This is a genomic window from Streptomyces griseomycini, from assembly GCF_014203535.1.
GTDB classification, from domain to species: domain Bacteria; phylum Actinomycetota; class Actinomycetes; order Streptomycetales; family Streptomycetaceae; genus Streptomyces; species Streptomyces griseomycini.
Map to the genome: position 1 here is coordinate 688,915 of NZ_JACHJI010000001.1, position 13,728 is coordinate 702,642.

Annotated in this window: 13 protein-coding genes; 6 read left to right on the forward strand and 7 right to left on the reverse strand. The window is 73.2% G+C overall.

Annotated features, from left to right (window positions below):
* Positions 1–18: 18 nt before the first annotated feature.
* Genes FHS37_RS03180 through FHS37_RS03190 form a run of 3 tightly spaced genes read right to left on the reverse strand, consistent with a single transcriptional unit; the run spans position 19 to position 3,169 of the window.
* Positions 19–885 (reverse strand): carbohydrate ABC transporter permease, encoded by an 867-nt coding sequence (locus tag FHS37_RS03180; protein ID WP_184817455.1) that lies wholly within the window; start codon positions 883–885, stop codon positions 19–21.
* Positions 882–1,823, reverse strand: coding sequence for a carbohydrate ABC transporter permease (locus FHS37_RS03185; RefSeq protein ID WP_184817456.1), 942 nt, complete (start codon positions 1,821–1,823; stop codon positions 882–884). The genes FHS37_RS03180 and FHS37_RS03185 overlap by 4 nt, the downstream gene beginning before the upstream one ends.
* Positions 1,820–3,169, reverse strand: a complete 1,350-nt coding sequence (locus FHS37_RS03190) for an extracellular solute-binding protein (RefSeq protein ID WP_184817703.1) — start codon at positions 3,167–3,169, stop codon at positions 1,820–1,822. The genes FHS37_RS03185 and FHS37_RS03190 overlap by 4 nt, the downstream gene beginning before the upstream one ends.
* Positions 3,170–3,408: 239 nt before the next feature.
* On the opposite strand from FHS37_RS03190, the gene FHS37_RS03195 reads away from it, so the two are divergent.
* The 5 genes from FHS37_RS03195 (at position 3,409) to FHS37_RS03215 (ending at position 9,065) form a co-directional block, all read left to right on the forward strand.
* Positions 3,409–4,644 (forward strand): MAB_1171c family putative transporter, encoded by a 1,236-nt coding sequence (locus FHS37_RS03195; RefSeq protein ID WP_184817704.1) that lies wholly within the window; start codon positions 3,409–3,411, stop codon positions 4,642–4,644.
* 91 nt (positions 4,645–4,735) lie between these two features.
* On the forward strand, positions 4,736–5,260 hold the full coding sequence (locus FHS37_RS03200) for a toxin (RefSeq protein ID WP_184817457.1): 525 nt from the start codon (positions 4,736–4,738) through the stop codon (positions 5,258–5,260).
* Positions 5,257–6,444: an MAB_1171c family putative transporter gene (locus FHS37_RS03205; RefSeq protein ID WP_229889697.1), complete on the forward strand. Its 1,188-nt coding sequence runs from the start codon at positions 5,257–5,259 to the stop codon at positions 6,442–6,444. The genes FHS37_RS03200 and FHS37_RS03205 overlap by 4 nt, the downstream gene beginning before the upstream one ends.
* Before the next feature lie 49 nt (positions 6,445–6,493).
* Positions 6,494–7,675, forward strand: a complete 1,182-nt coding sequence (locus tag FHS37_RS03210) for an MAB_1171c family putative transporter (protein ID WP_184817458.1) — start codon at positions 6,494–6,496, stop codon at positions 7,673–7,675.
* Positions 7,665–9,065 (forward strand): NAD(P)/FAD-dependent oxidoreductase, encoded by a 1,401-nt coding sequence (locus FHS37_RS03215; RefSeq protein WP_184817459.1) that lies wholly within the window; start codon positions 7,665–7,667, stop codon positions 9,063–9,065. The genes FHS37_RS03210 and FHS37_RS03215 overlap by 11 nt, the downstream gene beginning before the upstream one ends.
* A gap of 282 nt (positions 9,066–9,347) precedes the next feature.
* Here the strand turns inward: FHS37_RS03215 and FHS37_RS03220 are convergent, their stop codons facing one another.
* The 4 genes from FHS37_RS03220 to FHS37_RS03235 all read right to left on the reverse strand — a co-directional run bounded on the left by FHS37_RS03220 (position 9,348) and on the right by FHS37_RS03235 (position 12,516).
* Positions 9,348–10,202, reverse strand: coding sequence for an SMP-30/gluconolactonase/LRE family protein (locus FHS37_RS03220; RefSeq protein ID WP_184817460.1), 855 nt, complete (start codon positions 10,200–10,202; stop codon positions 9,348–9,350).
* Positions 10,199–10,972 (reverse strand): IclR family transcriptional regulator, encoded by a 774-nt coding sequence (locus FHS37_RS03225; RefSeq protein WP_184817461.1) that lies wholly within the window; start codon positions 10,970–10,972, stop codon positions 10,199–10,201. The genes FHS37_RS03220 and FHS37_RS03225 overlap by 4 nt, the downstream gene beginning before the upstream one ends.
* 128 nt (positions 10,973–11,100) lie before the next feature.
* Positions 11,101–12,360, reverse strand: a complete 1,260-nt coding sequence (locus FHS37_RS03230) for a PucR family transcriptional regulator (RefSeq protein ID WP_184817462.1) — start codon at positions 12,358–12,360, stop codon at positions 11,101–11,103.
* A gap of 3 nt (positions 12,361–12,363) precedes the next feature.
* Complete coding sequence (locus FHS37_RS03235) at positions 12,364–12,516, reverse strand: hypothetical protein (protein WP_184817463.1); 153 nt, start codon at positions 12,514–12,516, stop codon at positions 12,364–12,366.
* Positions 12,517–12,718: 202 nt separating this feature from the next.
* On the opposite strand from FHS37_RS03235, the gene pgfA reads away from it, so the two are divergent.
* Positions 12,719–13,705, forward strand: a complete 987-nt coding sequence (pgfA, locus tag FHS37_RS03240) for a cell envelope lipid trafficking protein PgfA (protein WP_184817464.1) — start codon at positions 12,719–12,721, stop codon at positions 13,703–13,705.
* Positions 13,706–13,728: the final 23 nt, after the last annotated feature.

A 13,728-nucleotide genomic window follows, 5' to 3' on the forward strand; every position in this document is an offset into this window, starting at 1 on the left:
CGGGAACTCCTCGGTGGGTCACTGGCCGGCCAGGCCCGTGTGGGCGACGCCCGCCACGATCTGGCGCTGGAAGAAGACGAAGACGATGATCAGCGGCAGTCCCGCCATGAGGCCGCCGGCCATGAGCTGGGCCCACTGGATGCCGTAGGAGTTCATGACGGTGGCGATGCCGTTCGGCATGGTCATCAGGTCGGGGTTGTTGGTGACCATGTAGGGCCACAGGAAGTTGTTCCACGAGCTGATGAAGGTGAAGATGCCGACCGCCGCGAGCGAGGGGCGCGACAGCGGCAGGATGATCGTGAAGAAGATCCGCCAGCGGCCGGCGCCGTCGATGAAGGCGGCCTCCTCCAGTTCGCGCGGGATGCCCTGGAAGAACTTGTAGAGGATGTAGACCATCGCGGCGGGCGCGCACTGCGGCAGGATCATGCCCCAGTAGGTGTCGACCATCCCCATCTGCTGGACGGTGGTGAACAGGGGGACGCCGAGGACGGCCGGGGAGATCATCAGGCCCGCCATGACGACGCCCATGAGGACGGACTTGCCCCTGAACTCGGTGCGGGCGAAGCCGTATCCGGCGAGCGCGCTCACCACCAGCACGACGGCCGTGACGCAGACGGAGACGACGAGCGAGTTCACGAACCAGCTGGTGACGTTGCCGGTCTCGAAGAGCGCCTCCCAGGCCTGGCCCGTCCAGGCCTCCGGCAGCCAGTGCGGCGGGATCTCGGCGGCCTCCGCCTCGGACTTGAACGAGGTGAGCAGGGCCGCGGCGATCGGCGCCAGGAAGACGGCGGAGACGGCGGTGCCGAGCAGGGTGAGGACGATCTGGCTGGGCGTCCAGCGCTTGCGGGGTCCGGTGCGTGTCGGCGTGGTTGCGGCGGTGGTCATCGGCCGCCCTCCTCACGGTTGCGCAGCAGCCACATCCGCGCCAGGGCGACGGCTGCGATGATCACGAAGAAGATGACGGACATCGCGGAGGCGTAGCCCACGCGGTAGCTGGTGAAGCCCTGTTCGAGGGTGTACTGGACGAAGGAGCGGGTGCTGAGCTCCGGTCCGGGGCCGAAGTCCATCATCACGACGGCCTGGTCGAACAGTTGCAGCGAGGCGAGGATCTGGAGCGCGATCACCAGGCCGGTGATGTGGCGCAGCATCGGCAGGGTGATGTGGACCGCGCGGTGCCAGGCGTTCGCCCCGTCCAGCCTGGCCGCCTCGTACAGGTGGCCGGGGATGCCCTGGAGGGCGGCGAGGTACAGCAGGAAGCTGAACCCGACCGTCCACCACAGGGTCTGGATCACGATGGCGAGCATGGCGTACGACTTGTCGGTCAGCCAGGGCGTGTCGATCCCGAGGGTGTGGTTGAACAGGCCGATGCCCTGGGTGAACAGCCACTGCCACATGTTGGCCGCGACCGTCGACGGCAGCAGGAACGGGACGAAGAAGCACAGCCGCCACAGCCACTTGCCGCGTTCGATGTGGTGGGCGAGCATCGCGAGGAGGAAGGCCATGACGGTGATGCAGGGCACGACCAGGAGCGTGAAGTACGCGCTGTGGCCGAGCGCGTCCCACATCGCCGGGTCGTTCAGCGCCTCGCGGTAGTTGTCGAGGCCGACGAAGCTCGCGCCCTCGCCGGAGATGTTGGCGTCCGTGAAGCTGAGGTAGACGCCGCGCAGCAGCGGCCAGACGACGAACAGCACGAAGAGCGCCAGGAAGGGGGCGACGAACCAGCCCCCGTGCTGGAAGCCCTGCTTGCGGCGGACGGTGGCGCCGGCGGCGGCGGTCTTCGCGCGTGCCGGGCGGATGACGGTCTCTGCGCTGGTCGTCGTCATGCGACCGCACCTCCCTGCGCGGCGGTCCTGCCGTCCATCGGGTTCTTCGAGGCGAGGAGCGTGGCGAGCCGGCCCTTCATCCGCCGTGCGACGGCGTCCGGCTTGGCGGAGCCCATCGTCGAGGAGACGACGACCGGGCCGAGGTCCTGGGCGAGGACGCCGGTGGAGCCCGCGAACCACACCTTCGGCTCGGTGGCCTGGTGGTCCATGGCCGAGACGTACTCGTTCTGCGGCTCGAGCTTCTGGTACGCGTCCGTGGACAGGGTCGGCGTGTGGGCGGGGATGTGCCCGCCGGCGGCCCACTGCTGGGCGTGCCGGACGACGTACGCGGCGAGCCGGTGGGCGGCCTCGTTGGCGGCACCGCCGCGGTCGGCCTGGTGCGGCAGGACGAACGCGTGGGACTCGGCGTGGGTGGCCCGTTCGCCGAAGACGGGCGGCAGCGGGGTGGCGCCGTAGTCCAGCTCCGCGCCGGAGAAGACCGGCACCGACCAGTTGCCCTCCCAGGTGAACGGGGCGCCGTTGACGAACTGCTCGCCGGTCGGCGCGCCCGGGACGACGTACCCGTCGGTGACGTGCCGGCGGAGGAACTCCAGGACCTCGGTGGCCTTGTCGGTGTCGAAGGTGACCTCGGTGCCGGCGTCGTCGAACCAGGTGCCGCCGAGCTGGGTGTAGAAGGTGACGAAGAACCACCACTGGAAGTTCTGGTCGTTGGTCCACAGGCCGATGGTCTGCAGGCCCTTCTTCTGCACCTTCCTGGCCTTCTTCAGGACGTCGAACCACTCGGTGGTGGAGGTCACCGGGATCATCCGGCCGTCGTCGCCGAGCAGGTCCGCCTTCTTCAGCACGTCCTTGCGGTAGAAGCAGAGCTGGACGTGGATGTCGAGCGGCAGGGCGTAGAGCCTGCCGTCGATGACGCCGCGGTTCCACAGCGCGGGGTTGTAGTCCTCCTCGCGCACGCCGTACTCGGCGAGGAGGTCCACGTCCCAGGCGTCCAGGAGCCGCCCCGGCGAGAAGCCGGTGACCCGGCCCAGGTGCATGACCCCGAGGTCGGGGGCGCGGTTGCCCGCGGCCGCCATGGCGAGCTTGGTGTAGAAGGGGTTGCCCCACTGGAGGGTGGAGTCCTTCACGTCGATGCCGGGGTTCGCCTCGCGGAAGGCGTCCAGCATCGCGATCATGTTGTAGCCGTCGCCGCCGCTGAAGAGGTTCCAGTAGCGCACCCGGGTGTCCGCGCCGGACGCGAGCGCGTCGGCGCCGGTGCCGAGGGCCGCGAAGCCGAAGCTGCCCGCGACCGCGAGGCCTCCGGCGGCGGTCAGGAGGTGCCTGCGATTCAGGCCAGGTCGTCCCATGCCCTGCCCCATCTGCTCGAAGGTGATACCCACACAGATTGTTCGAAATACCGAATGTCGCTCGTAACTTCGAACGGGACCGTAGGTGTAGAGCGCTTTCACGTCAATGCTCCGGACAAGAAGTCGGGCGGGACTTTCCGCGTGCGTCCCTCGCATGACGCGGACGCGTGTGGCCGCGTAGGCTCGAACGGCCTTGAACACGGCGGCGGATGAGCGACGGACGGGAACGGGGGGACGCGATGGGCGGCGCGGGCGCGGCCATGGGTCCGGCCTCGTTCCTCAGCGAGTTCTACACGTCCTTCTGGTGGGTCCCGGCCGCCGTCCTGGCCGCCGCCCTGGCGATCAAACTGCCGACGATCATCCGGTTCTGGAGCGATCCGCTGCTGCGCGCGGTCGGCGGTCTGCTGCTGCTCGCCTGCGCGGTCTTCGTGTTCGTCGCGCCCTCGACCATCGCCTGGGTCAACCGGGTCACCGGCGTGCCGAACATCTCGGCGCCCTGGGTGTACTCGCTGCTCACCGCGTTCTGCGGCTCCTGCCTGGTGCTGATCATCGCCTGGCGCGACGGCCTGTCCGAGCGCTCCGCCGCCAGCCGCCGGGCCACCCGCCGGGTCCTCTCCGCCTACGGCGGCGTGATCGTCGCCCTGTGGGTGCTGTTCGCCCTCGCGGACGTGCCCGTGGAGCGGACCCGGGACCTGGACACCTACTACGCGACGACCCCGTTCATGCGCGAGGAGATCCTGCTGTACCTCCTCGCGCACACCACCGCCGTCCTCATCACCTCGAAGCTGATCTGGAACTGGATCCGCACCGACGGACTCGACGCCTGGCTGCGCTGGGGGCTGAAGTTCCTGGGTATCGGCTACGCGCTGAACCTGGCCTTCGACGCCGCCAAACTCACCGCCGTCGCGGCCCGTTGGACCGGCAACGACCTGGACTGGCTCAGTCTGGACGTGGCCCCCGCCCTGGCCTGTCTGTCCGCCGTGTCGATCGCGGTGGGCTTCATCCTGCCGCACGCCGGCCAGTACCTGCACGAGCGCTGGCGGCTGCGCCTCGCCCACCACCGGCTGCGGCCCCTGTACCGGCTGATGAGGAGCGTGCACGGCTCCGGCGTGCCGTTCGTGCTGCGTGCCAGCCCCGAACTGCGCCTGACCCGCCGTGAGACCTTCATCCGCGACGTGCTGCTGCCGCTGGCCCGGCGCACCGACGAGCGGCTGCGCGAGCGCGCGCACGCCGCCGCCCTCGGCCTCGGGTTCCCCCCGGAGCGGGCGAAGGCGCTCGCCGCGGCCGTGGCGATCCTCGACGCCGTCGACGCCGGGCCCGACGCGGACGGCGGCGACGGCGCCCCCGGCCCCGACACCACGGACCTGCTCCGCGAGATCGGGGCCGTCTCGCGCGCCCTGCGCCACCCCGAGGACGTCCGGGAGGTCCGCGTCCGCGCCGCGGCACCCGGGGACACCGTGGCGGTCACCGAGTGACCGTGCCGCACGCGGAACTGGCCGGGACGGCACCCGTCTTGGCATATTGCACAGGTGACCGAGCGACGACCGGGGGAACAGGGAGACAGCGGTGCGTACCAGGAAGGAGATGCGTCGTCTCGCTGACGCCCTCATCGACCCCATCCGGGTGGCGGTCCCGGCGGACCCCGAGGTCCTGTTCGAGGCGCTGGTCGCCTCCGTCAGCGCCTGGCGGGGGCGTGAGGTCGTCGTCCACCGCGCGGCGTTCCCGCCGCACACCGCCAGCGGGCTGTGGCTGGAGCGCGAGCACCACGACGACGTGGTGGTGGACGAGCGGGCCGCCGTCTGGCACCAGATCGTGATCTTCTGCCACGAGGTGTGGCACATGAACCGCCGGCAGACGGAGGAGGCGCCCGACGGGGAGGTGCCCCGGCCGGTCGCCGCGCGCACCGACTTCAGCCTGGCCGAGGAGCAGGAGGCGGACCGCTTTGGCATGCTGATGGGGCGTCGGCTGCGCACCTGGCTGGAGGCCTCCACCGACTCGGTGTTCGCCGCGGAGGGCGGCGACCCGGAGGACCCCCAGGACCTCGCCGGACGCATCGGGGCCGCGCTCAACTACCGCGGGACGAAGAGATGAGCGGCCTGATCAACTACACCAGCTGCGGGGTGCTGTGGCTCGGCCTGGTGATCAAGTCCCCCGACCTGCTGCGGCACCGCCGCGATCCGTACCTGCGGTCCATCTGCGCGGTGCTGGGACTGGCCGGGCTCTGCTTCTTCCTCGGGGCGCCGCCGACGGTCGGCGCGGTCAACCGGCTCGGCGGTGTGCCGAACCTCGCCGCGCCGCTGACGTACGCGGCGATCACCGGGTACTGCGCCGCCTCCCAGGTCCTCATCGTCCACTGGCGCGGCGGGCCCCGGGTGCACCGCACCGCCCGGCGCTGGGTCCTCGCCTACGCCGGTGTCCTGCTCGGCATCGCCGTGACCTTCGCCCTCGGGGAGGCACCGGTGGAGCGCCGCACCGACCTGGACACCTACTACGCGACGACCCCGTTCATCGCCCAGATGATCGTGCTGTACCTGGTCGCGCACCTCACCGCGGTGACCGTCACCACGGTGTCGTCGCTGCGCTGGGCGCGCCGGGTGCGGGGCGGGCTGCGGGTGGGGCTGACGCTGCTCGGGATCGGCTCGCTGTGCGGCGCCGGGTACAGCGTGGCCAAGCTCGTCGCGGTGGGCGCCCGCTGGTCCGGGCGGGACTGGTCGGCGCTCGGCACCACCGTCTCCCCGGCCGCCGCCGGTCTCGGCGCCCTGCTGACGGTCGTCGGGGTGCTCGTCCCGCTGGTGGCGCCCCGGGCGGCGGAGTGGCGGCGGGCCCGGCGGACGTACGACCGCCTCGCACCGCTGGAGCGGGCGCTGGACGACCTGCTCACCCGCCGGACGCTGCGGCTGCCCCGGCCCCGCCTCGCCTCCCCCACCACCCGGCTGGTGTGGCGCCAGACCAGCATCCACAACGCGCTGAGCCACCTGGACGCGTACTTCGACCCGGAGGTGTACGACCGGACCCGCGCCGGTGTGCTGGGGGCGACGGGTGATCCGGAACGGGCCGAGGCCGCCGCCTGGGCCGCGGTGATCACCGCGGCGGTGCGGCACGAGGCGGACCCGGAACGGGGGGTCCCGGCGGCGGACGGCGGCGGACGGCTCCTCGACCGGGTGCCGGGACCGGCCGGCCTGGCCCGGATCGCCGACGCGCTGGCCGACGACGGCGCCCCGGTGCCGCCGGCCCCCGCCGTGCCCGGCGACCGGACCGCGGCGGGGGCGGCGTGAACCGGGAGGGCCGCGGCGGCCGGGGGCCGGCCGAGGGGGGCCGTCCGGCATGAGCCTCGTCGTGTACCTGGCGGCCTTCGTCTTCGGGATGTCCTCGGTGCTGCTGCTGCGCCGCCCGCGCACGGCCGTGCGGAACCCGCTGGCCCTGTCCACCTGCGTGGCGATCGCCCTCGGCGCCCTGGTCTTCGTCTGCGCCGCGCCGGCCACCCTGTCCGCCGTCAACGAGCTCACCGGCGTCCCCAACTTCGGTGCGCCGCTGACCTACGGCATGCTCTCCGCGTACAGCTGCGCGGTGCTCGTGCTGCTGATCAACTGGCGGGGCGGTCCCCGCGCGCGGGTGCGGCGCATGGTGCTGCGCAGCATCGCCGCGTACGGGGTGCTGGTGGTGGCCATCGTCGTGCTGTTCGCGCTCGCCGAGGCGGACGCCGAGCGGCTGACGGACCTGGACACGTACTACGCCACCACCCCGTTCATGCGGGAGATGATCCTGCTGTACCTGGTCGGGCACAGCGCGGCGATGCTGGTGATGTGCGTGGTGTGCGTCAAGTGGAGTCGTGAGGTCACCGGCCTGCTGCGGATCGGGCTGCGGCTGATCCTGTGGGGGACGCTGCTGGACGTGCTGGGGTTCCAGCTGGCCAAGTACACGGCGGTCGTGGCGCGTTGGTCGGGCCACGACCTCGACTTCCTGTCCACCACGCTCGCCCCGCCGATGGCCTCGCTGGCCGCGCTGCTGTGCGCGGTGGGGTTCGTGCTGCCGAGGCTGCTGCCGCCGGCCCTCGCCCAGTGGCGGGGGCTGGGCGACTACCGGCGGCTGGCTCCGCTGTGGTCCCTGGTGAAGTCGGCGTCCACCGCCCCCAGGCCCCCCGTCGCCTGGTGGCAGCTCCCCCGGGACCGGCTCCAGTGGCGCGAGGTGTCCATCCACGACGCCCTGCTCGCGCTGGCGCCGTACTTCGACCACCGGGTCCGCGAGCGGGTGCGGGACAGCGCCCTGCGTGCGGGCCGCTCCCCCCACGAGGCCCGTCTCGCGGCGGAGGCCGCCATGCTCGCCGACGCGGCGCGCCGGGCCGCCGTCCGCGAGGAACCGCCCGAGACCGCGGGCACGTACCGTCTGCACGCCACCGAGGTGTCCGGCACCGGCGGGCTGGTGGAGCTGGCCCAGGCACTGGACCGGTCGCCCGCCGAGGCCGCGCCGCCGTCCACGAGCGAACCCGAGGAGCCCCATGTCGCGTAGAGCTGTCGTCATCGGTGCCGGCCTGGCCGGCATGCTGGCCGCGGCCGTCCTGTCCACCGCGGGAGCGGACGAGGTGGTCGTGCTGGACCGCGACGACCTGCCCGGGGGACCCGAGCACCGCAAGGGGCTGCCGCAGGGACGCCACGCGCACCTGCTCATGGCCGGGGGGCTGGCCGCCATGGAGGACCTCGTGCCGGGCGCGGGTCTGCGCAAGCGGCTGCTCGCCGCCGGGGCCCACGAGATATCCCTCAGTTCGGGGATGCTGGCCCTCACCCCCGAGGGCTGGCTCCGGCGGTGGCGGCGCGAGGGTCCCGTCATGCTCACCTGCAGCCGGGCCCTGCTGGACTGGGAGGTGCGGGCCGCGGTGCTGGAGCACTGCCCGGTCGAGGTCCGCAGGGCCGCCGTGGTGGGGCTGACGGGTTCCCCGGCGCGGGTGCGGGGGGTGCGCGTCGCCGCTCCCGGAGGGGACACGGACCTCGAGGCGGACTTCGTCGTCGACGCGAGCGGCCGCGGCACCCGGGTCGTCACCTGGCTGACCGGGCTCGGGCTGACCGGGATCGAGGAGCGGACCGTGGACTCCGGACTGGTGAACGCGACGCGCGTCTACCGGGTGCCCGAGGGGGCGGAGCGGTTCCCGCTGACGGTCGTGCAGCCCGACCCGTACGGGGGCCGGGCGGGGCGCAGCGGGATGGTGCTGCCGATCGAGGGCGGCCGGTGGATGGTGAGCCTCGGCGGCACCCGGGGCGGTGAACCGCCGGCGGACCCGGAGGGCTTCCTGCGGTACACGCTCGCGCTGCCGGACCCCATCGTGGGGCGGCTGATCTCCGGGGCCGAACCGCTCACCGACGTGCACCTGAGCCGGTCCACCAGCAATGTGCGGCGGTACCTGGAGAAGTCCGCGCGGTGGCCCGACGGCTTCGTCGTCCTCGGGGACGCGCTGGGCACGTTCAACCCGGTGTACGGACAGGGCATGACGGTGGCCGCGTTCGGTGCGCGGGTGCTCGACCGGGAGCTGGGCCGCTCCGGCCTCACCGCGCCCGGTCTCGCCCGGCGGGTGCTGCGCGGGGCGGCGCGGTCGGTGGACGCCGCGTGGTCCATGGCCGTCAGCCAGGACGTGCGCTACCCGGAGGTGCGCGGCGGCCGGACGGGCGTCGCCGACCGCGTCGTCACGGCGTACTCGCGGCGCATGATGAAGGCGGCCACGGGCTCCTACGCGGCGGCCTCCGCGGTCTGGGACGTCACCAGCATGCGCACGCCCCCGACCCGCATGTTCCACCCGGCGGCGGTCCTGGCCGCCCTCACCGGCTCCCCGCTGCCGCCGTTGGCGGGGGCCCCGTTGACCCCGGGCGAGCGGAAGGTCCTCCGGGACCTCGACCGCACGGGCGCCTGAGCACGCCGGGCGCCTGCCGGCGCGGCAGCGGGGGCGGCCGGGGTCCGGCGGCCGTACCCGCCCGGGGCCGGCCGGGAACCGGACCGGCCGCGCATGCCCCGGGTACGCGCTCCCGGGCCGCCCCGGCCGCGAGCCCCCGAGCGTCCGCCGACGCCCGGGACGGACCTGCCGGCCGACCGGCGACGACCGGGTGCCGGGGCGGACACCGGAGCCGGGACCCGGTGCCGGTCGTCGGGCACCGGCGTCGGGGGGCACGGCCGGGCGCGGGGGCCGGTCGCCGGTTCAGCCCCGGAACGCCGGTTGGGCGAGACCCTCGCCCGCGTCCGGGATCACCAGGAGCGAGCCCGCCAGGGGGTGGGGGGACGCGAGGCCCACGCGGGCCGTGGTGACGTACAGGTCGGTCAGGGCGGCGCCGCCGAAGGCGCAGGCCGTGACGCGGGGGACCGGGAACGGGATCACCCGGTCCAGGTCACCGGCCGGCGTGTAGCGGCGCACCGCGGCGCCGTCCCACAGGGCGACCCAGACGCAGCCGTCGGCGTCGACGGTGAGGCCGTCGGGGAATCCGGCGCCCTCCTCGATCTCGGCCAGGAGGCGGCGGCCCGTGATCCGGCCGGTCGCCGCGTCGTGGTCGAAGACGTCGATGCGGCGGGTGGGGGTGTCGACGTAGTACATGAGGCGGCCGTCGGGGCTCCAGCCGGTGCCGTTGCTCACCGTCACGTCGTCGAGGACGGTCTCGGCCGTGCCGTCCCCGGTGATCCGGGAGAGCGTGCCGCCGCCGGTGGCCTCGTCGTAGCGCATGGTGCCGGCCCACAGCGTGCCGTCGGGAGCGACGGCGGCGTCGTTGGCGCGGCGGCCGGGGACGGCCTCCCGGTGCAGCCAGCGGAAGGTGTCGTCGGGGTCGAGCAGGCCGACGCCGTCGCGCAGGTTGAGGACGAGGCCGCCGCCCGCGCGGGGCTTGACGGCGCCCACGTGCTGCTCGGTGCGGCGCAGCGTGCGCCGGCCGGTGGCCGGGTCGTAGGTGTGGACGCGGGAGGCGAGGACGTCGATCCACATCAGGCGGCCGGCGGCGGGGTCCCAGGTGGGGCCCTCGCCCAGGGTCGCCTCCGCGCGGACGGCCACGTCGAAGGTGTTCGTCATGCCGCGCTCCGGTGGCCCAGGCGCTCGGACAGTTCGGCGGCGCCCTTGGCGGCCAGCTGCTCCAGCTCGGCCAGCCTCTCCTCGCTCCAGCGGATCATCGGTACGGAGATGGACAGCGCGGCCACCACCTGTCCCGTGCGGTCGCGCACCGGCGCGGCGACGCAGGAGACGTCCGGGTTGGACTCGCGGCTCTCCACCGCCACGCCCCGCGCGCGGATCTCCGCGAGGGCCTCGCGCAGGGCGGCCGGGTCGGTGATGCTGTTGGGGGTCATCGCGACCAGCTCGGCGTCGTCGGGGATGCGCGCGGCGAGCTCGCGTTCGGGAAGGGAGGCCAGCAGCATCTTGCCGACGGAGGTGCAGTGGGCGGGCAGTCTGCGGCCGGCCGCCGACACCATCCGCACCGCGTGCGTGGAGTCCACCTTGGCGATGTAGATGACGTCGGTGTCCTCCAGGATCGCCACGTGCACCGTCTCGTCGCAGGTCTCGGCGACGGAGCGGGCGACCTGCTGGCCCTCGGCGGCGAGGTCGAGGTGTTCGGCGTAGCGGGCGCCGAGCTGGTACGGGCGTACGCCGAGCCGGTAGCGTCCGGGCTGGCCGGCCACCGGGACGAGGTACTTCCGGGCGGCGAGCGTGGTCACCAGTTCGTGGACGGTGGTGCGCGGCAGTTGCAGCCTGCGCACGATGTCGGGGGCGGAGAGCGTGCCGTCCCCGTCGAGGAAGAGCTCGAGAATGTCGAGAGCCCGGGTCACGGCTGGTACGAGGCGTCCCACGACCGGCCCCCTCCCTATGTGTCTCAGGCGCCTGCGTTCGTTCGAGATTTCAACAGGCGATCGGAATGGCGAACACACAGGCTAGTCATCCGGGTCGCCCCGGGCAATGGCGCGGGTCCGGGGCGCCGTCACCGCGTGCGCGGGTCCCCCAGCGCGCCGCGGAGCCGCTGGGCCCTGAGCACCAGTTCCAGTTCGAAGCGGCGGTCCGGGTCGTCGATCCCGTCGCCCCACAACTCGCGGATCTGCCGCAGCCGGTAGCGGACGGTCTGGGGGTGGACGCCGAGCCGTGCCGCCACCTCCGGCGCCCCGCCCCGGGTCTCCAGCCACGCCAGTAACGTCTCCGCGAGCCGCCGCCCGTGGGTGGGACCGCAGTGCGCCAGCGGGGCGAGGCAGCGCAGCGCGAGGTCGTCGATCAGTTCCTCCGGCTGGAGCAGCACCAGCGCCTCGGTGTGCTCGGTGCAGTGCAGCACCTCGCCGGACGGCAGCAGCTTCCGCTCCATCAGGCGCAACGCGGCCTCCGCCCAGCGCAGCGACTTCGCCGCGTCGGCGACCGCCACCGGCGGCCCGATCGCCCCGGACCAGCCGGCGAGCGCACGGTGCAGCAGTTCGTGGCGGCCGGCCGCGTCCGGTTCGGGGATGACCATGCGGGGCTGCTCGTACTCCATGTCGAGCAGCACCCCCTGTCCCACCGCGGGCGCCACCGCCTCCCGCGCCGGGCGCAGCAGCACGCCGACGGCGACCTTCCCGGGCAGCGGCCAGCCGATCCGCGCGGCCCGCTCGGCCAGCGCGTCGGCGGGGTCGCCCCGGTGCTGCTCGGTGAACAGCAGTTCCATCAGCCGGCGTTGCAGCCGCAGCAGTTCACCGGCCTGGCGGGCGGCGGCCTCGGCGTATCCGCGCACGGACTGGTCGACCAGGCCGTCGAGGTACTCGTAGCCCGCGTCGACCAGTTCGTACATGGCGGGCGGGGGGATGTCGACGCGCTGGCCGATGTCGGCGAAGCAGCGCCAGGCCAGGCGGACGCCCAGGCGGTAGATCGCCTGGAGGGAGTCCAACGAGCGTCCGTGCAGGCCCTCGCCGCGGCCGAACTCCTGGAAGACGCCGGGCGGTACGGTCGGCCGCCCCGCCGAGTAGTCCGCGTGCGCCACGTGCTGGACGAAGACCTCGATGGCGCGGCGGATCCCGACGAGGGCCATGGGATCGCCGGAGTCGTCGAGGACGACGGGCAGGTGGGGGTACTCGCGCCGGATCTCGCTCATGATGTGCTCGGCGAGCGCGGGCGCCTCGGCCATGGCGATCTCGGCGAACCGGCGCACCTGGTGGCGCGGTACGTCGTGCCAGGCGGAGCGGGCCGTGGCGGTCCGGGGGGCGACGGTCCGGGGGGTGGTCACGGCTCAGCCCTCCCGGCCGGCCTGCTCATAGGTGATCATGGGCGTGTTCGGCTGGTCGGGCCTGGCCTCGAGCAGGGCGACCACACCGAGGGCGGCGCCGACGGCGAGGGCCGCGGCGAGCGCGACCGTCAGCGTCGCGGCGAGCAGTCTGGACATCGCAGGGTCAGCCTCTCTGTCGGGAGGTTCCCCACCCCCGCACCGTGACCGACCACCCCTGGCTGTCGTGCCCCAGTGTCGGCATGGCGTTGACACCCCGTCAAGAGGGGGCCTACGGTTCCCGGCCCATACGTCCCGCGCACATTCCTCCACGGTCCCGACCGTTCCACGTCGAGCCGTCCCGAGCCTCTGGAGCGCCCGGATGCGCCGTACAACTTCCCCGTTCTCCCTGGTCCTGCTGGGTGCCGGCACCTTCCTGCTGGTGCTGGCGCCCCTGCTGGCGTGGTACGTGCACCCCCGTGCCGCGGTGAACCCCGTCGACATCGACACCACCGCCGTCTACACCGGCCGGGGCAGCGTCTTCGACACCGACCGGATCGAGACGGTGCCCGACCGGAAGATCACCATCACCCAGCGGGTGCGCGGCGACGTCGAGGACAGCGAACGCAGCGGACACGCCGTGTGGGACGTGATCACCACGGTCGACACGGACAAGTCCCTGCCGGCCGCCGATCCGCACGACGCGCTGGCCTTCACCCCGCACCGCTGGGTGATGGACCGGAGGACCACCGAGCCCGTGCACTGCTGCGAGGAGACGCGGCGCATCGAGGGCGAGGCGTACCTGAAGTTCCCCTTCGACGTGCAGAAACGCTCCTACCAGTGGTGGGACAACACCCTCGGCGACACGGTCGTCATGCGCTACCGGGGCACCGCGGAGGTCCAGGGCTACACCGGGTACCGGTTCACCGCCTCGGTGCCGCCGACGAAGTCCGGCACCCGGCTGGTGCCGGGCAGCATCGTCGGCCGGCCGGAGAGCCCGCAGGTGCTGGCCGAGGAGTGGTACTCCAACCACGGCATCGAACTGGTCGTCGACCAGCGCACGGGCCGGGTGCTCCGCGCGCAGACCGGCCCGAGGCAGACCCTGCGGGCGCCGGACTCGGACGAGGACGCGGCCGTCCTGCTGGACGCCGAGAAGATCACGTTCACCGAACGGACCCAGCAGGAGGCCGTGCGCCAGGCCGAGCGCGACAGCGGGCGGTTGCGCCTGCTGGGCGAGACGCTGCCGGTCGGCGCGGCCGTGGCGGGAGGCCTCCTCGCGGCGGCCGGAGGAGTTCTGGTGGCGCGTGGGCGGAAGGAAGAGGAACGCCCCGATGAGTCCGGTATGCCGCAGTCCACGCTCACGAAGTGACACGGCGCGGGCTTCAACAAAGC

What these genes read in the sequence shown, in the direction of transcription:
- FHS37_RS03180 (WP_184817455.1), bottom strand. Translation starts at nt 885, where the DNA reads ATGACCACCGCCGCAACCACGCCGACACGCACCGGACCCCGCAAGCGC.
- FHS37_RS03185 (WP_184817456.1), bottom strand. Translation starts at nt 1,823, where the DNA reads ATGACGACGACCAGCGCAGAGACCGTCATCCGCCCGGCACGCGCGAAG.
- FHS37_RS03190 (WP_184817703.1), bottom strand. Translation starts at nt 3,169, where the DNA reads ATGGGACGACCTGGCCTGAATCGCAGGCACCTCCTGACCGCCGCCGGA.
- FHS37_RS03195 (WP_184817704.1), top strand. Translation starts at nt 3,409, where the DNA reads ATGGGCGGCGCGGGCGCGGCCATGGGTCCGGCCTCGTTCCTCAGCGAG.
- FHS37_RS03205 (WP_229889697.1), top strand. Translation starts at nt 5,257, where the DNA reads ATGAGCGGCCTGATCAACTACACCAGCTGCGGGGTGCTGTGGCTCGGC.
- FHS37_RS03210 (WP_184817458.1), top strand. Translation starts at nt 6,494, where the DNA reads ATGAGCCTCGTCGTGTACCTGGCGGCCTTCGTCTTCGGGATGTCCTCG.
- FHS37_RS03215 (WP_184817459.1), top strand. Translation starts at nt 7,665, where the DNA reads ATGTCGCGTAGAGCTGTCGTCATCGGTGCCGGCCTGGCCGGCATGCTG.
- FHS37_RS03220 (WP_184817460.1), bottom strand. Translation starts at nt 10,202, where the DNA reads ATGACGAACACCTTCGACGTGGCCGTCCGCGCGGAGGCGACCCTGGGC.
- FHS37_RS03235 (WP_184817463.1), bottom strand. Translation starts at nt 12,516, where the DNA reads ATGTCCAGACTGCTCGCCGCGACGCTGACGGTCGCGCTCGCCGCGGCC.
- pgfA (WP_184817464.1), top strand. Translation starts at nt 12,719, where the DNA reads ATGCGCCGTACAACTTCCCCGTTCTCCCTGGTCCTGCTGGGTGCCGGC.